The organism is Streptomyces sp. NPDC025793 (assembly GCF_055558375.1).
In genome coordinates this window covers 20974-37730 of record NZ_JBVHMR010000013.1, presented here as the reverse complement: position 1 = coordinate 37730, position 16757 = coordinate 20974, and the positions used below count along the sequence as shown (strand labels likewise).

Here is a 16757-nt window from a genome sequence, read left to right as displayed (position 1 = left end):
GAAGGGGGTGGGGACATGCGGGCCATCAGGGGACTGTGGCGCTGGCGGCACAACCCGCTGCGCCGACCGACCGATCTGGCCGAGGCATGGGTGGCGCTCGTGGCGCTGGTGCTGATCGCCGTGGCCGCGCCCGTGACGGGTGGTCTGGTCGAGGCCGTCGCCCAGGGCTCGCTTCAGCGGTCGGTGCGCGAGCAGCAGCACACGCGCCATCTCGTCACCGCCACGGTGGTGCGCGCCCTCAAGGACACCCCCTCGCTGGAGACGGATCCCGACGCCGCCGCGGTGCGCGAGTCGCGCCACCGCGTCCTCGCCGACTGGACCGCACCGGACGGCACCGCGCAGCACGGCGCGGCCCTGGCGGACCTCAAGTCCCCGCACGCGGGTGACCACTTCGCCGTCTGGACGGACCCGCAGGGCCGAATAACCACGCGGCCGCTGGACTCCCCCACCGCGACGACGCACGCGGTGCTGGCCGGATTCGGCGCGGCCCTGCTGATCGCCGGCCTGGTCGAGGGTGTCCGGCGGCTGGTCGTATGGCGCATGATCCGCCGGCGGTACGCGTGCTGGGACCAGGCCTGGGACCGGGCCGGCCCGGACTGGGGCAAGGCGGGCACCGGCAGCTGACGGCCTGACGGCTCTGGTCAACCCGCCAGGCACGCACACGCTACGGTGGACCGGCCGAAACGCTTTCGGCGACAACCCGCGGATGAGCGATCCGCAGGGACACGCAGGTTTTCGAAGAGCGCGCAGGCGCACCGGCCCCAGGTCCGGGCACCGCCGCGCTCCCGTCACCGGCGGCACGGTCCCGCGCGGGATCGAGTCATCAGTACGACGAGGTGGGGGCACGGCAACGCCATGGCACAGGGCACGGTCCAGGTGACGCACACCGGTACGTCGCGGTGGCGGCGCCGCACGGGTGAGTACGCATCTCTCGCCGCCGCCCTGGAGGCCGCCGCCGACGGCGACGTCCTCACCATCGCCCCCGGCACCTACCGGGAGAACCTCGTCGTGCAGCGGTCCGTGACGCTCCGCGGCCCCGAGGGCTCCCCCGGATCGGTGCGGATCGCGCCCGAGGCGGGAGTGCCGCTGACGGTGCGGGCCTCGGCCGTGGTCCAGGACCTGCACGTGGAGGGCCAGGACGTGGCGGCACCGGCGCTGCTGGTCGAGGAGGGCACCCCCGAACTGATGGACGTGCGGATCGTCACGCGCTCCGCCGTCGGCATCGAGGTGCGCGGCGGTGCCCGCCCGACCGTGCGCCGCTGCACGGTGGACAACCCCGCGGGCGTCGGCATCGCCGTTCTCGACGGCGGCAGCGGGGTGTTCGACGAGTGCGAGGTCGTCGCGGCCGGACAGGCGGGCGTGGCCATCCGCGGCGGCGCCCACCCGCGCCTGGTGCGCTGCCGCGTGCATCACGCCTCCGGTCCCGGGCTGACGGCGACCGGCGAGAACTCCGCCCTGGAGGCGGTGGGTTGTGAGATCTACGAGGTCCGTGGCTCCGGCGTGCAGGTGAGCCAGCGCGCCACCGCCCATCTGACCGACTGCGACGTGCACCGCACCACCGCCGACGGCGTCACGCTGGACACCGACGCGGTGCTCACCCTCGCCGACTGCCGTATCCACGACATCCCGGAGAACGCGGTCGACCTGCGGTCCCGCTCGGTGCTGACGCTGACCCGCACGACGGTCCGTCAGTTCGGGCGCAACGGCCTGTCGGTGTGGGACCCGGGCACGCGGGTGGACGCCAACCAGTGCGAGATCTTCGACAGCACGGGCGACTATCCGGCGGTGTGGGTGAGCGACGGCGCCACGGCCGTCCTCGACTCCTGCCGGGTGCACGACGTGCCGGACGCGCTGTTCGTGCTGGACCGCGGCTCGCGCGCGGACGTCGTGGACAGCGACCTGTCCCAGGTGCGCAACACGGCGGTGTCGGTGAGCGACGGGGCGACCGCGCAGCTCGACGACTGCCGTATCCGGGAGGCGGCCACCGGCGCCTGGTTCCGCGACCACGGCAGCGGCGGCACGCTGAACAACTGCACCCTGGACGGCACCCAGACCGGCGTGATCGTCACCAAGGGCGCCGACCCCACCGTCGAGCGGTGCACGGTCGACTCCCCCGCCGAGGCCGGTTTCTACGTCTCCGCGGGCGGTCGCGGCAGCTTCCTCAACTGCCGGGTCAGCGGCAGCAGCGGGTACGGCTTCCACGTGATCGACGGCTGCCGGGCGACCCTGCGCAAGTGCCGTACGGAGCGTTGTGCGCGCGGCGGTTTCGAGTTCGCCGACAACGGCCCGGACGCCGGTGCCGGGACGGGCCCGGTCGTGGAGGACTGCACCAGCGACGAGAGCGGGGGTCTGCGTCCGCCGGCGGTGCGGGAGACCGTCGTGCAGACGGCGACGCACGCCGGCGGTCTGCTCGGCTCGATCCCCGGGCAGCGCACCACGGAGCAGGAGCCGGTGGCCGACACCGCGGAACCGGCCGTGCCGGCGCGCACCTCGAAGGACGTGCTCGGGGAACTCGACGCGCTGGTCGGCCTGGAGAGCGTCAAGCGCGAGGTGCGGGCGCTGACCGACATGATCGAGGTGGGTCGGCGCCGGCAGCGGGCGGGCCTGAAGGCGGCCTCGGTCAAACGGCATCTGGTGTTCACCGGCTCCCCCGGCACCGGCAAGACGACGGTCGCCCGGCTCTACGGCGAGATCCTCGCCTCGCTCGGCGTGCTGGAGAAGGGGCACCTGGTGGAGGTGTCCCGGGTCGACCTGGTCGGCGAGCACATCGGCTCCACGGCGATCCGCACCCAGGAGGCCTTCCAACGGGCGCACGGCGGCGTGCTGTTCATCGACGAGGCGTACGCGCTGTCACCGGAGGACGCAGGGCGGGACTTCGGCAAGGAGGCCATCGACACCCTGGTGAAGCTGATGGAGGACCAGCGGGACGCGGTGGTGGTGATCGTCGCCGGGTACACGGCGGAGATGGAGCGCTTCCTGTCCGTCAACCCCGGTGTCGCCTCTCGCTTCTCCCGCACCATCACCTTCGGCGACTACGGCCCCGAGGAGCTGCTGCGGATCGTGGAGCAGCAGGCCGACGAGCACGAGTACCGGCTGGCGCCGGGCACGTCCGAGGCGCTGCTGAAGTACTTCACGGCGATCCCGAAGGGCCCGGCGTTCGGCAACGGCCGCACCGCCCGGCAGACGTTCGAGGCGATGGTGGAGCGGCACGCGAGCCGCGTCGCCCAGCTCGCCGACCCGAGCACCGACGACCTCACCCTGCTGTACGCGGAGGATCTGCCCGAACTGCCCTGAGCACCGGGCGGCACCTGGTGCACGGTCTAGTCGACGCCGCCCGCGGAGTGCCGCAGATCCGGTCGGGGCCGCGGGCGTTGCCCCGGCAGCTCCGGGCGCAACCGGGCCAGCAGGCGAGCGCGTTCCCGGTCGAAGTCGGGGTCCGCCTGGTAGTCGGAGTGGCCGAGGATGGGTGCCGGGAGCGGATGGTCCGGGGTGCGGCCGTAGGCGAGGGGGTCCCGCAAGGGGCCGTGGTCGACCTCTGGCGTGGTGTCGTCGGGGACGCGGACGGGTCCGCCGATGGGGTCGGTCCGGCGGTAGAGGTTGCGCCAGCAGGCGACGTCGTGGTGCAGGGCGGCGAGCGCCGGCGGTCCGAAGTGGGCGGGGAACCAACGGCCGTAGAGACGCTCCAGCGGGGAGCCATAGGTCAGCAGGGCGATCCGTTTGCGGGTCGACGGGGTCAGCTGCCAGGCGGCGGCCGCGGCCAGGACGCTGCCCTGGGAGTGGCCGGAGAGGACCAGGCGGCCGCCGGTGCGCTGCGTCCAGGTCGCCATCCGCCAGCTCAGGTCGGGCACGGCGCGCTCCGCGTAGCACGGGGGCGCGAAGGGGTGGGCGGCGCGCGGCCAGAAGGTGCCGACGTCCCACAGGATGCCGATGGTGCGCCGTGCCGAGGCGTCCTTGTAGGCGCGCCGGCCCCAGGTCACGAACAGCAGGAAGCCGAACCCGACCAGCCAGGAGCCCAGCGCCTGCGAGGTCTCTGCCGCCTCCCGCAGCACGTCGACGGTGCGGCGGGCTGCGCCGTCGGGTGTCTTGCCGGTGGTCATGGCGCCGGCCAGGGCCAGGGCGCCGAGCACGAAGGTGGTGGCGGTCAGCACGGCGACGACGAGGGGTGCGCGGTCGGTGAGGGTGGCCATGGCCCGGACCTGGGCGATGGTGCGGGTGCGGTCGGGGTCCTCGGGTTCGCCGGGGTGCTCGTGGCGGATGCGGGCGCGTTCGGCGCGGGCGAGCCGGGCGGTGCCCAGTCCGAGCCGGACACCGAGGAGCAGCAGGACCGCGAGGACCGGCGGGATCGTGGACGCCTGCCAGGTCAGCAGCACGGGCGGCCCGGCGGGCAGGGCGCCGGTGCCGTCCAGCCAGCCCGCGACGCGTTGGGCGACCCCGCCGGACATGACACCGCCCAGGGAGCATGCGAGCAGCGCGACGGCCGGGCCGCCGAGGCCCCGCATCCCGGCGCGCCGGTCGGGAGCGCGGCGGTGCAGGTCCCGGGCGACGACGGCGAGGGCGATCACGAGCAGCCCCTGGGCCAGCATGAGCGTGCCGAAGGCCGGGTCGCCGGACAGCCGCCCGGTGGAGTGCCAGCCGGGCCGGGACCAGCCGGCGTAGAGCGCGGTGAGCAGCAGCAGGCCGAGCGCGGCGAGCGGCAGGCGGCGTACGAGATGCCGGTCGAGCGCCCGGTCGAGGGTGTTCTCGCTGCGGCCCCGGCGGCAGACCACGCCCACCGCCGCTGCCGCCCCGGCCAGCAAAGCCGTGGTCAGCAGCCAGCTCAGGACGTTCAGGGCCACGGGACCGCCCGGCCGGTGGTCGAAGCGGGTCGCCGGGGTCGCGAGGGCGGCGGCCACGGTCAGCAGGCCGGCCGCGGTGTGCGCGGCGCGCAGCCGGGCCACGAGGCGGCGCCCATACCAGAAGCCGGGCATCGCCAGCGCGCTGCCGTCGGTCTCCGGCTCCGGTTCGCGGGACATCGGCCGGTGCGACTCGTACGCACTCCAGGTGCGGCGCGAGAGGTACCAGAGCAGGGCGGTCAGCGCGACCGGCACCAGCGCCGCGAGGGCGAGCCGACGGCCGGGCAGGCTCCACCAGCCGCCGTCCGCGACGGACGCCGCGACGCCGGAGAACGTCAGCCAGGTGTGGCGGCGGGCGCACTCGGGGGCGCCCGCGCACTGCCAGGCGACCAGGTCCAGGGCCACCTCGCAGGCGGCGGCCACCAGCAGCACGGTGAGAGTGAGGGCGGTGAGGCGCACGAGGAGGCCGTACAGGCGGACGGCGCGCGGCCGGTCCGTCGCGGCGGGGCGCATCCAGTGGGCGAGGTTGACCACCATGAAAGGCAGCAGTAACAGCCACAGGGCGCGGCTGCTGTCTCCGGAGGTCAGGTTGCACCAGACGTACGCCTCCCGCACCGGGTCGCCGCGCGGTGCCTTCCCCGGTTCGGCGTCCGCCGCGCGGCGGAACACGGCGGCCGTGTCGTCGCCGGTGATCCGGACCGTGCGCGGGTCGCCGAGCATCTTCTCGGGTGTGGTGCCGCCGACCCCGTGCACCAGCAGCTCCAGCTCGGCCTGCGGCGCGGCAGGCCGGTCCGCCCGGTCGGTGCCCGCCTCGCCGGGCCCGTCGGTCTGCCGCCCCGTGGGGCGGTTCTGCGCGCGTTCCACTGTCGTCGCACTCCCGTGCCCACGGCCGAACGGTCTGAGTCGATGCGGGCTACAGGATCTCCGCTCCGCCGGTGCCGCGCACCGCTCGTCACGGAATCTCCCCGATCCGTGTGACGTCGTGACGCAACGCGTGCGACACGAGTGGCATGTGCGCGTCGTGACAGGCGGGTGGCGCGACCCCTGCCGGGCCGTGAAAGGATGGGACGCCCGCGCACTCCCGGTTCTCCGGATTCTCCTGGTCGGAGCCGGTGCGGCGGGCGGGTCGGACGGTTGGCGGCGAAAGGACCGGTGCGTGCGTGAGTGAGAATCAGAACCTCCTCGCGGAGCAGCGCCGCGCCCTGATCCTGGACGAGGTCCGGCGCCGGGGCGGTGTGCGGGTCAACGAGCTGACCCGCAAGCTCGGGGTCTCGGACATGACCGTGCGCCGTGACCTGGACTCCCTCGCCCGTCAGGGCATGCTGGAGAAGGTGCACGGCGGGGCGGTGCCGGTGGTCGAGGCCAGCACCCATGAGCCGGGGTTCGAGGCCAAGTCGGGTCTGGAGCTGACCGCCAAGGAGGACATCGCGCGGACGGCGGCCCGGCTGGTCAGCCCGGGCGCGGCGATCGCCCTGTCCGGCGGTACGACGACGTACGCGCTCGCGCAGCATCTGCTGGAGGTGCCCGACCTCACCGTCGTGACGAACTCGGTGCGGGTCGCGGACGTCTTCCACGCGGCGCAGCGCACCTCGGGTCAGCGCCAGGGCGCGGCCACGGTGGTGCTGACGGGCGGGGTGCGCACGCCGTCGGACTCGTTGGTGGGGCCGGTCGCCGACCAGGCCATCGCCGCCCTCCACTTCGATCTGCTGTTCCTCGGTGTGCACGGCATATCGGTCGAGGCGGGGCTGTCCACGCCGAACCTCGCGGAGGCCGAGACCAACCGGCGACTGGTGCACTCCGCGCGCCGGGTCGTGGTGGTCGCCGACCACACCAAGTGGGGAACGGTGGGCCTCAGTTCGTTCGCCACGCTGGAGCAGGTGGACACGCTCGTCACCGACGCGGGGCTGCCGGCCGAGGCGCGTACGGAGATCTCGGAGCATCTGCCGCGGCTGATCGTGGCGGGCGAGGGCGAGGGCGGCATCGAGGCAACCGAGGACATCTGACGGTCCGTCAACTACGCTGACTCCCCCAACTGCCTGCTTCGGGACAGGACTTCAGACTCCACGAGGGGGTTCGCGTCATGCCGCACCGTCTGCGCCCGGTCGGGCCGGAGTTCGTCGACAGCGCGCCGGTACGGCTCGTGTTCACACGGGACATGGCCGCCCCTCCGGAGGCCGTCTTCCACGCCCTCGCCGAGGACGTGCCCGGCTGGCCGCAGTGGTTCACGGCCATCGCCTCCGCCCGGCCGACCGAGGGCGGGCGCGAGGTGCGGCTGCGCGGCGGCATCCGTTTCCGGGAGACGGTGCTCGCGGCGAAGGGGCCCGAGGTGTACGCCTATCGGGTCGACGCCACGAACACGCCGGGCGCCCGCGCCTGGATAGAGGAGTGGCGGCTGGCTCCGGCCGGCTCGGGAACCCGGGTGCGGATGACCTTCGCCCTCGACGGCACGGCGCCCTTCCGGCTGGTGTGCGGACTGGCCCGCCCCGGAGTCGGCCGCTCCTTTCGCACGGCGGTCGCCGCACTCGACCGGCGCCTGCGCTGACCCGCCCGCGACGCCGTCCCGGCCGACCGCCCGTGGACCACCCGCCGGCCCGTCCGGGAGCTCAGTCCGGCCAGACGCCCGTCGTCAGCAGGGTGTCGATCGCCGCCGAGTACGGTGTGATGTCGAGGCCCTGCTCCGCGAGCCAGGTATCGGAGTAGTACTTGTCGAGGTAGCGGTCGCCCGGGTCGCACAGCAGGGTGACGACGCTGCCGGTCCGGCCCTCGGCCACCATCTCGGAGACGATCTTCAGCGCGCTCCACAGCCCGGTGCCCGTGGAGCCGCCCGCCTTGCGGCCGATGGCCCGCTCCAGGGCGCGTACGGCGGCGACGCTCGCCGCGTCCGGCACCTTCATCATCCGGTCGATCGCGCCGGGCACGAAGCTCGGTTCCATGCGTGGCCGGCCGATGCCCTCGATCCGGGAGCCGCAGTCGCAGGTGACGTCGGCATCGCCGGTCGTCCAGCCCTCGAAGAAGCAGGAGTTGTCCGGGTCGGCGACGCAGACGCGGGTGTCGTACTGCATGTAGTGGACGTAGCGGGCGAGGGTCGCGGAGGTGCCGCCGGTGCCCGCGGTGGCGACGATCCAGGCCGGCTCCGGGAAGCGCTCCAACTCCAGCTGGCGGAAGATGGATTCGGCGATGTTGTTGTTGCCACGCCAGTCGGTGGCCCGCTCGGCGTAGGTGAACTGGTCCATGTAGTGGCCGCCGGTCTCCACCGCGAGTCGGGCCGACTCCTCGTACATCTTCCGTGAGTCGTCCACGAAGTGGCACCGCCCGCCGTGGAACTCGATCAGGCGGCACTTCTCAGCGCTGGTCGTGCGTGGCATGACCGCGATGAAGGGCACGCCGATCAGCTTGGCGAAGTAGGCCTCAGAGACGGCCGTCGAGCCGCTGGACGCCTCGATCACCGGGCGACCGGGGCGGATCCAGCCATTGCAGAGGCCGTAGAGGAACAGGGAACGCGCGAGGCGGTGCTTGAGGCTCCCGGTGGGGTGCGTCGACTCGTCTTTGAGGTAGAGGTCGATGCCCCACCGCTCGGGCAGCGGGAAGCGGAGCAGGTGCGTGTCCGCCGAGCGGTTGGCGTCGGCCTGGACCTTGCGTACGGCTTCTTTCAGCCAGTCGCGGTACGCCGGGTCGCTGCGGTCCACGTCGAGGGTGGCGCCGGTGCGGATCCGGGGGGTGGTGCTCACGGCGGTACTCCTTACGCTGGGCGCCGACAACGCCTGACGCGGCCGACACGTCGAGCATAGGCATCTTTGACACCGCGTCCCACCTGCATAAACGCATCTTTGGGCGACCCAAAGCGGCCCTGGGGCACAGGTGGGCGCGCCGACCGGGGGCGCACTGGCGGGAGTGCTCCGGGCGGTCGTCGCACGCGCCCCGCGTGTACTGGTGCTCTCGGCCCCCTCGGGGCAGACTGCACGCGACGGGACCTGTCGTCCCCAGGGGCGCACACTGGGTCGCGGAAGCACACGCGCAAGGGGGCTGCAAGCGATGGCGGAGCCGGAGTTCACGGCCACGGGCGTGCGGATCGGCAAGCGGCTGCGTTCGCTCACGCGGGCCGGGCAGGTCCGGATCAACGACGGCAGGCTGGAGTTGCTCAACAGCTACGGCAGCGAGATCGACAGTGCGCCCGTGCAGGCGGTGCGGGCGTCGAAGCCGTGGTTCGCGGCGGACGACCGGGCACTGGCCGACCTCAACGGCCAGCGGTATCTGCTGACGCTGGGCGAGCACGACCCCGCCCCCGGCGAGCCGGGGCCGCCCGCGGCCCGGCGGTTCATCGAGGCGGTGCGCCGGGCCGCCGGCCGCGGCGGTTGAGTGCCGCAGGGCCGCGGGTGGGGGAACCGGTCACACACTCCGAGCAGCGTCGCGCCGCGGCGAGTTGCGGGCGCGCATCCGCCCTGTCACGCTGTTCACACACGTCACTCTGGGTTTACCGGCGATAACGCTGCGAACCAGCCCGCCGGCCATGACAGCAGGCGACGTTTGGACGCAAGCACCCTGCTGGATCCGTTGTTCTCCGTGTTCTTCCGGTCCCTTCGGACCTCTACATCGGGGAGTCGCGAGCCGTGATCAGTCATCCGAGCAGGCACTGCACGGTGGAGCTTCAAGCCCTGCCGTCGCGGATCGGCCAGGTCCGCAGAATCGTATCTGCGCAGTTGCGCTACTGGCATATGGACCCGTTGATAGACCGGGCCGCACTCGGTGTGACGGAGCTGCTGAGCAACGTCCACCGGCACGCCAGACCCGACAAGACGTGCACCGTCGAGCTGGAGTTGCTGGCGGACCGGCTCACGGTCTCGGTGCGCGACAGCGACCCGCGGCTGCCGGTGCCGGCCGACACGGCCGCGGACGCGCCGGACGTCGGGCCGCTGGCCACCTGCGGCCGGGGGCTGGCGATGGTGGCCGCGGTCAGCGACAGCTGGGGCGCGCGGCCGGACGGCGAGAACGGCAAGGTCGTGTGGTTCACGCTGCCCGCCCCGGAGGAGGCCCGGACGCATCCGGCGCAGGCCCCGCACCGTCCGGCACGGGCGGCACAGCCGGCCCGGCCGACGCCGGTACCCGTGCCCGTGGTGGCCACGGTGCCGGTCACGGTGGCGGCTTCGGTGGCCGCGGGGACTCCCGTGACCGCCGCAGCTGTGGTGACCGCCGGAACGCCCGTGGGCGCCGCCGTCGCTGCCGCGAGCGCGGCTCCTGCGCCCGCACCGGCCCCGTCCCCGGCTCCCGTTCCCGCGGTGGCACACGCCTCCGCCGGGCCCGGGGCACAGGCTCCCGCCCGGTCGGCCGTTCCCGGCTGACCGGGCGGTGAGGCCGCCTCCGGACGCGGACGGGCGCGCCTGCCCGCCGGGCCGGTTCGGACCGTACCCGGCTGCACCTCCGACGCGGCCGATCGCGGCAGTTCCCGCACTCCCGGAACGCCGACGACCACGCCCATCCGCCGAGCCGGGTCGGACCGAACGCGGTTGCAGTCCCGACGCGGCCGGTCGCGGTGGACCCCGCACCCCGGAATCCAACCCGGACGACCACACCCACCTGCCGAACCGGGTCAGATCCTGCTCGACTGCAGATCCCACGCGGCCGGTCACAGCGGATCGCACGCCCCTGGGACCCCGACGACCACACCCACCCGCCGAACCATACCCAGCTCCAGATCCCACCCGGCCGACCGCAACGGACCCCGCGCCCCCGGGACCCCGACGGCCGCGCCCGCCCACCAGATCAGCTCGGACCGAGCCCGGCCACACACCCCACGCGGCCACTCGCAGTGGACCCCGCAGCCCGTGAACCGGACGACCACACCCGCCCGCCGAACCACGCCGGACCATCCCCGGCTCCAGATCCCACCCGGCCGACCGCAACAGACCCCGCGCCCCCGGGACCCCGACGGCCGCGCCACCCACTCCAGGGCACACCGCACCCGGCAGCAGATCCGACGCGGACGCGCCCGGCGGGTCCCGCGCTCCTCGGGGCGGTCACTGCATGGCGATCGACCGCAGGACGTCGAGGCGGGCCGCTCGTCGGGCCGGGCGCAGGCCGGCGAGGGCGCCGGCGGTGAGGCCGACGAGGGCGACCACGGCGAGCCGTGCGGGCGGCAGGACGAAGGCGAACGCGGTGTCGCTCGCGCCGTCGGAGGCCTTCACCAGCACCCAGCCGAGGAAGGCGCCGAGGCCGAGTCCGCCGACCGTGCCGAACGCGGCGACCAGGACCGACTCCCAGCGGACCATGGCCCGCAGCTGGGTGCGGGTCTGCCCGACGGCCCGCAACAGCCCCAGTTCCCGGGTGCGTTCGTGCAGCGCGAGGGTCAGGGTGTTGGCGATGCCGAGCAGGGCGATGAGCACCGCGAGGGCGAGCAGGGCGTAGACGAGGGTGAGCATCATGTCGATCCCGCCCGCCGAGGACTGCGCGTACTCGTCGCGGGTCTGCACCTGCGGGTTGCCGTAGCGTGCCGCGACCTGCTGCACCGCCGCCTTGCCCGCGTCGGCGCCCACCCCGTGCCTGAAGGTGACGGCGATCAGGGTGTCGGAGTCCTGGGTACGGTGCGGGGCCCAGGCGGCCCGGGTGATGACGTAGTCGCCGGCGAGTTCGGAGCGGCCGTACACGGCCCGGACGGTGAAGTTCTCGCTCGTGCCGTCGGTGAAGGTCAGGCGGGCGGTGTCACCGGTGCGCAGATGCTGCCGGCCGGCCTCCGCCCGGGTGAGGGCGATGCCGTCGGTGCCGATGTCGCGCAGCGAACCGGTGACCGTGCCGAGGTCGAAGGCGCGGGCGAGCGCGGCCGGGTCGGTGACCGTCAACGCCCTGCCCCTGCCGTCGACTTCGGCGACCCCGCGGCCGAGACCGACGGCGGTGTCCACCTGGGGCAGCCGGTTCAGAGCCGGGGCGAGCCGGGGGCTGAGTCCGCTGCCGCCCGCGCCGAAGGCCGGGTTGCTCACGGCGACGTCGCCCGCGAAGGACCGGGACACCGTCTGGTCCATGGTGGCCTTCAGCGAAGCGCCGAAGACGGTGAACAGGGACACCACGGCCACGCCGATCATCAGCGCGCTCGCGGTGGCGGCCGTCCGCTTCGGGCTGCGCAGGGCGTTGCGCCGGGCGAGGCCGCCGGTGACCCCGCGCAGCCGGTCCAGCGGACGGCCGAGCAGGCGTACGACGGTGGTCGCGGCGACCGGCCCGAGGACGACGAAGGCCGCCAGGGCGAGCAGCGCGCCGAGTCCCGCGAGCCATACGGACGGGGTCACGAGGACACCGCCGAGGGTCGCCGCGAGCGCGAGCGCGCCGAGGGCGGCGCCGGTGACCGCACGCGAGCGGGAGGCGCCCGAGGTGTCGACGTCCGTCTCGCGCAGCGCGGCGAGCGGCGCGGTGCGTCCGGCGCGCACGGCGGGCAGCAGCGCGGAGGCCACACAGACCACGACGCCGACCGCGAACGGCAGCGCCATCGACAGGGTCTTGATCACCAACTCTCCGTCGGGGAAAGGGAAACCGATCGCGGGAAAGAGCGCCTGGAGCCCGGCGGCGATGCCGATGCCGCCCGCGAGCCCGGTGAGCGAGGCGGTGAGCGCGACCGCGAGCGCCTCGGCGAGGGCGATGGCGGTCACCTGCCGGCGGGCGGCGCCCAGGGCCCGCAACAGGGCGTTGTCGCGGGTGCGTTGGGCGACCACGATCGCGAACGTGTTGTGGATGGAGAAGGTGGCGACGAGCAGGGCGACGCCGGAGAACACGAGCAGGAAGGTGGTGAAGAGGGTCAGGAACTGGCCGGAGACCATGTCGGTGTTCTCGCGCGCCGACTGCTGCCCGGTGATGACCTCGACTCCCTTGGGCAGTGCGGGAGTCAGTCGCCGCACGAGCTCTCTCTGACCGACTCCGGGCGCCGCCCGCACGTCGATGGCCGCCGCCTGCCCCGGCCGGGCGGTGAGATACCGCTCGGCATCCGCCTGGGTCATGCCGGTGAAGGTCACCTGGGCCATGCCGTCCTGGCCGCCGAAGGTGGCGAGGCCCACGACGGTCACGCGCACCGGGTCGGGGGTGCGCAGGGTGGTGGTGGAACCGATCTTCAGGCCCGCCTTCTTCGCCGCGCCCCGGTTCACCACGACCTCGCCGGTGCGGGCGGGGCCGCGGCCCTCGGCCAGCCGGTACGGGTTGAGCCGCGGGTCGGTGATCCAGTTCCCGGCGAGGGTGGGCGGCCCCTGACCGCCGACGGGTTTGCCGTCGGCGCCCACGAGTTGGCCGCGCCCCTCGATGTCCGGGACGGCTGCGGCCACGCCGGGTACCCGCTCGACGGTGCGCACCAGCGAGGTCTCGACGGGCTGCCGTACGCCCTGGCCCTGGCCGGGGGCGGTGATGGCGTCGGCGCCGCGCACCACGGCGTCCGTGCCGACGGTGGCCTCGCCGAACATGGCACCGAAGCTCGACCTGAGCGTGTCGCCCATGACGAGGGTGCCGGTCAGGAACGCGACGCCGAGGAACACGGCGAGGAAGGTGCCGGCGAAGCGGCGTCGGTGCGCGCGCAGCGAGGCGCGGCTCAGCCGGAGCGAGGCGTTCATGACCGCACCTCGAAGGCCTTCATGCGGTCCAGGACGCGGTCGGCGGTGGGCGCTGCCATGCGGTCGACCAGGCGGCCGTCGGCGAGGAAGAGCACCTCGTCGGCGTGCGCGGCCGCCACCGGGTCGTGCGTGACCATGACGACCGTGCGGTCCATCTCCCGCACGGCCCGGCCGAGCAGTCCGAGGACCTCGGCGCCGGAGCGGGAGTCGAGGTTGCCGGTGGGCTCGTCGGCGAAGACGACGTCGGGCCGGCCGGCGAACGCCCGTGCCACGGCGACGCGTTGCTGCTGGCCGCCGGAGAGTTCGGACGGCCGGTGGTGCAGCCGGTCGCGCAGCCCGACGACGTCCACGAGCGCGTCGGTCCACGCCGGGTCGCCGCGCCGGCCGGCCAGGTCCAGCGGGAGGGTGATGTTCTCGGCGACCGTCAGGGTCGGCACCAGGTTGAACGCCTGGAAGACGAACCCGATCCGGTCGCGGCGCAGCAGGGTCAGGCGGCGGTCGTCCAGCGCGCCCAGGTCGGTGTCCCCGATGCGGGCGGTGCCGGAGGTGAGGGTGTCGAGGCCGGCCGCGCAGTGCATGAGCGTGGACTTGCCGGAGCCGGAGGGGCCCATGATCGCCGTGAAGCGTCCGGCCGGGAAGTCCACGGTGACACCGTCGAGCGCGTGTACGGCGGTGTGGCCACCGCCGTACACCTTGACCGCGTCCCTCACGCCGGCCGCGGCCTTCCGCAGTGCGGTCGTCGTGGTCATGCCGGGCCGCCCTTGCCCGTGCGGCCGAACTGCTCGTCCAGGACGGACAGGCGGCGCCAGTACTCGTCCTCGTCGATCTCGCCGGAGGCGAAGCGGCGGCCCAGCACCGCGAGCGGGGAGTCCCCGGCCGGGCGGCCGCCGTCGGCGGGCCGGTACCAGGGGCCGCCGCGACCGCGCCACCCGGTGCGGCGCAGCAGGGTGACGGCGCCGATCACGACGGCCGCCCAGATCAGCGGGAAGAACAGGATCCACGGGCCGGGCCCGCCGTGCCAGCTCGCCAGGGTCTGCATCTCGGGTCATCTCCCTTGTCGTCGCGTCGTCCCCGGTCTTCGGGGACGCCACGAGACTCCCTCCGGCAGGGGGCCCGGGTCGTCGTGCGGCCGGCGGCACCGCGTGTACCCCCTGGGGAGTACGGCGACGGGGTGCGCCTGCTCCGCGCGGTCGGGCGCTCCTCGGAACGGACGCTACTCGGGGACTGGCGAGTTGTAACGACTAGTATGTACAGTAGCCGCATGAGCACCCCGGAACGACTGATCGAGTCCACGCGCGAGCTGCTGTGGGAGCGCGGTTACGTGGGCACGAGCCCGAAGGCGATCCTGGAGCGCGCGGGCGCGGGCCAGGGCAGCATGTACCACCACTTCAAGGGCAAGCCCGATCTCGCCCTGGCGGCGATCCGGCGGACCGCCGACGAACTGCGCGCCACGGCCGAGCGCGTCCTCGCCGGGCCGGGCACGCCGTACGAGCGCATCGAGGCCTACCTGCTGCGCGAGCGTGACGTGCTGCGCGGCTGCCCGGTCGGCCGCCTCACGATGGACCCGGACGTGATCGCCAGCGAAGAGCTGCGCGCACCGGTGGACGAGACGATCACGTTCATCCGGCGGCGGATCGCCGAGCTCGTCGAAGAGGGCAAGCGGCAGGGGCAGTTCGCGCCCGGACTGGACGGCGAGGAGATCGGCGCGGCCGTCCTCGCGACGATCCAGGGCGGCTACGTCCTCGCCCGCGCCTCGGGCTCCCCCGCCGCGTTCGACACGGGCGTTCGCGGCCTGCTCTCCCTGCTGACTCCTCCGGCCACCGGAAAGGACCGCTGAATCCGATGCATGCCATGCAGTACGAGCTGACGCTCCCCGCCGACTACGACACGGGGATCATCCGTACCCGGGTCGCCCGGATCGGGCATCTGCTCGACGACTGGGACGGCCTCGGCTTCAAGGCGTACCTGCTGCGCGAACGCGGGCGGTACGGCTCCGTGGTGAACCAGTACGCACCGTTCTACCTGTGGAACACGGTCGAGGGCATGAACCGCTTCCTGTGGGGCGGCGCCTTCCAGGGGCTGGTGAACGACTTCGGCAGGCCCACCGTACGGCAGTGGACCGGGCTGGGCCGCGCCGAGGGGACGGGTACGCGCGCGGCGTTCGCCGTGCGGCGCCGTCAACCGGTCGCGGAGGGCGTGGAGTTGGCCGGGACGGTGGAGGATGCCGTCGCCGAGGCGGAGCGGCTGGCCGCCGAGGACGGCGCGGTGCTGGCGGCGGCGGCCGTGGACACGCGCGCGTGGGAGCTGGTGCACTTCTCGCTGTGGGAGCATGACACCCCGAAGGCCGAGGGGGACGTCTTCCAGGTGCTGCACCTGTCCGCGCCCGGCCGGGACCGGCTCCCGCGGGGCCGGCAGTGGTGAGTCGCGTCCGTACGGTCCTCGGCGACATCGCACCCGAGGACCTGGGCGTGTGCGACGCGCACGACCATCTCTTCCTGACCAGCCCGATGTTCCCGGGCCAGGAGCTGAACGACACCGCCGCGGCCCGGGCCGAACTGGGGGCGTTCCGGGCGGCGGGCGGTGCGGCCGTCGTGCAGTGGACGCCGTACGGCTTGGGGCGCCGGGCGGCGGACCTGCCCGAGCTGTCCCGGGCCACGGGAGTGACGCTGGTGTGCGCCACCGGCCTGCACCAAGCCGCGCACTACACACCGGAGTTGCTCGCCGGGCTGCGCGGCCGCCTGGCGGAGGTGTTCGTGTCCGAGCTGACCGAGGGTATCGGTACGACCGGGGTCCGGGCCGGGCTGATCAAGGTGGCGGGCGGCTTCCACGCGCTCGACGCGCACGCCCGCTGGACGATGACGGCGGCGGCCGAGGCGAGCCGTGCCACCGGCGCGCCCATCGCCGTGCACCTGGAGATGGGCACCGGCGCGCTGGACGTACTGGACCTGCTGTGCGGGGAGTTGGACGTACCGGGTGAGCGGGTGGTCCTCGGGCATCTGAACCGCTCCCCCGATCCGGTGGTGCAGCGGGAGGCCGCGCGTTCGGGTTGCTGGCTGGCCTTCGACGGGCCGTCCCGCGCACACCACGCCACCGACTGGCGGATGCCCGGCGCGGTGCGCGACCTGGCGGAGGCCGGCTTCGCCGACCGGCTGCTGCTCGGCTGCGACACCGTGCTCGCCGGCGCCCGCTCGGTCGACGGCGGGCCCGGCATGCCGTATCTGCTGCGCAGGGTGCGGCCGCGGCTGGTGGCGGAGTTGGGTACGGAGCTGGTGGAGCGGATCCTCACGGAGCATCCGGGGCGGGCGTTCGGGATCGCCCGGCGGTGAGTGCTGGTCGGCCTCGTGCGCGGGGT

Annotated in this window: 13 protein-coding genes and 1 pseudogene; 9 read left to right on the top strand and 5 right to left on the bottom strand. The window is 73.9% G+C overall.

Features of this window, described 5'->3' with window-relative positions:
• Positions 1–15 precede the first annotated feature (15 nt).
• Both ACZ4MF_RS24185 and ACZ4MF_RS24180 read left to right on the top strand, forming a co-directional pair.
• Positions 16–624, top strand: coding sequence for an Rv1733c family protein (locus ACZ4MF_RS24185; RefSeq protein ID WP_467494003.1), 609 nt, complete (start codon positions 16–18; stop codon positions 622–624).
• A 231-nt stretch (positions 625–855) separates the two neighbouring features.
• Positions 856–3294, top strand: a complete 2439-nt coding sequence (locus ACZ4MF_RS24180; protein WP_467494002.1) for a right-handed parallel beta-helix repeat-containing protein — start codon at positions 856–858, stop codon at positions 3292–3294.
• A gap of 26 nt (positions 3295–3320) precedes the next feature.
• Here ACZ4MF_RS24180 and ACZ4MF_RS24175 read toward each other — a convergent pair whose 3' ends face one another.
• Positions 3321–5696 (bottom strand): hypothetical protein, encoded by a 2376-nt coding sequence (locus tag ACZ4MF_RS24175; protein ID WP_467494001.1) that lies wholly within the window; start codon positions 5694–5696, stop codon positions 3321–3323.
• A gap of 296 nt (positions 5697–5992) precedes the next feature.
• Between ACZ4MF_RS24175 and ACZ4MF_RS24170 the strand changes: the two genes are divergently transcribed.
• Together ACZ4MF_RS24170 and ACZ4MF_RS24165 are read left to right on the top strand one after the other, a co-directional pair.
• The gene (locus ACZ4MF_RS24170; protein ID WP_467494000.1) at positions 5993–6835 is read left to right on the top strand and encodes a DeoR/GlpR family DNA-binding transcription regulator; all 843 of its coding nucleotides are present in this window, start codon (positions 5993–5995) and stop codon (positions 6833–6835) included.
• A 77-nt stretch (positions 6836–6912) separates the two neighbouring features.
• On the top strand, positions 6913–7374 hold the full coding sequence (locus ACZ4MF_RS24165; protein ID WP_467493999.1) for an SRPBCC family protein: 462 nt from the start codon (positions 6913–6915) through the stop codon (positions 7372–7374).
• Between the two features lie 61 nt (positions 7375–7435).
• On the opposite strand, the gene cds1 is transcribed toward ACZ4MF_RS24165, so the two are convergent.
• Positions 7436–8560 carry an L-cysteine desulfhydrase Cds1 gene (cds1, locus tag ACZ4MF_RS24160; protein WP_467493998.1) on the bottom strand — a complete coding sequence of 375 codons (1125 nt, stop codon included), beginning with the start codon at positions 8558–8560 and terminating at the stop codon, positions 7436–7438.
• 304 nt (positions 8561–8864) lie between these two features.
• Here cds1 and ACZ4MF_RS24155 point away from each other — a divergent pair, with 304 nt between their 5' ends.
• Both ACZ4MF_RS24155 and ACZ4MF_RS24150 read left to right on the top strand, forming a co-directional pair.
• Positions 8865–9188 (top strand): hypothetical protein, encoded by a 324-nt coding sequence (locus tag ACZ4MF_RS24155; RefSeq protein WP_071374519.1) that lies wholly within the window; start codon positions 8865–8867, stop codon positions 9186–9188.
• Between the two features lie 251 nt (positions 9189–9439).
• Positions 9440–9919, top strand: a pseudogene (locus ACZ4MF_RS24150) (ATP-binding protein); the annotation flags it as partial.
• Positions 9920–10843: 924 nt separating this feature from the next.
• Here the strand turns inward: ACZ4MF_RS24150 and ACZ4MF_RS24145 are convergent.
• From ACZ4MF_RS24145 to ACZ4MF_RS24135, 3 genes are read right to left on the bottom strand one after another with little or no spacing between them, the layout of a single operon-like run.
• Entirely contained in the window at positions 10844–13405 is a 2562-nt protein-coding gene (locus ACZ4MF_RS24145; protein ID WP_467493997.1) for an ABC transporter permease, read from the bottom strand.
• Positions 13402–14154, bottom strand: coding sequence for an ABC transporter ATP-binding protein (locus tag ACZ4MF_RS24140; protein WP_467493996.1), 753 nt, complete (start codon positions 14152–14154; stop codon positions 13402–13404). The genes ACZ4MF_RS24145 and ACZ4MF_RS24140 overlap by 4 nt, the downstream gene beginning before the upstream one ends.
• Positions 14151–14444, bottom strand: coding sequence for an SHOCT domain-containing protein (locus ACZ4MF_RS24135; protein WP_467493995.1), 294 nt, complete (start codon positions 14442–14444; stop codon positions 14151–14153). Before ACZ4MF_RS24135 ends, ACZ4MF_RS24140 begins: the two co-directional genes overlap by 4 nt.
• Positions 14445–14651: 207 nt before the next feature.
• On the opposite strand from ACZ4MF_RS24135, the gene ACZ4MF_RS24130 reads away from it, so the two are divergent.
• The 3 genes from ACZ4MF_RS24130 to ACZ4MF_RS24120 are packed head-to-tail and all read left to right on the top strand — an operon-like array spanning position 14652 to position 16731.
• Entirely contained in the window at positions 14652–15242 is a 591-nt protein-coding gene (locus ACZ4MF_RS24130) for a TetR/AcrR family transcriptional regulator (protein ID WP_467493994.1), read from the top strand.
• Between the two features lie 5 nt (positions 15243–15247).
• Positions 15248–15826 carry a DUF4865 family protein gene (locus ACZ4MF_RS24125; RefSeq protein ID WP_467493993.1) on the top strand — a complete coding sequence of 193 codons (579 nt, stop codon included), beginning with the start codon at positions 15248–15250 and terminating at the stop codon, positions 15824–15826.
• Positions 15823–16731 (top strand): phosphotriesterase family protein, encoded by a 909-nt coding sequence (locus tag ACZ4MF_RS24120; protein WP_467493992.1) that lies wholly within the window; start codon positions 15823–15825, stop codon positions 16729–16731. The genes ACZ4MF_RS24125 and ACZ4MF_RS24120 overlap by 4 nt, the downstream gene beginning before the upstream one ends.
• The last annotated feature ends 26 nt before the right edge of the window (positions 16732–16757 follow it).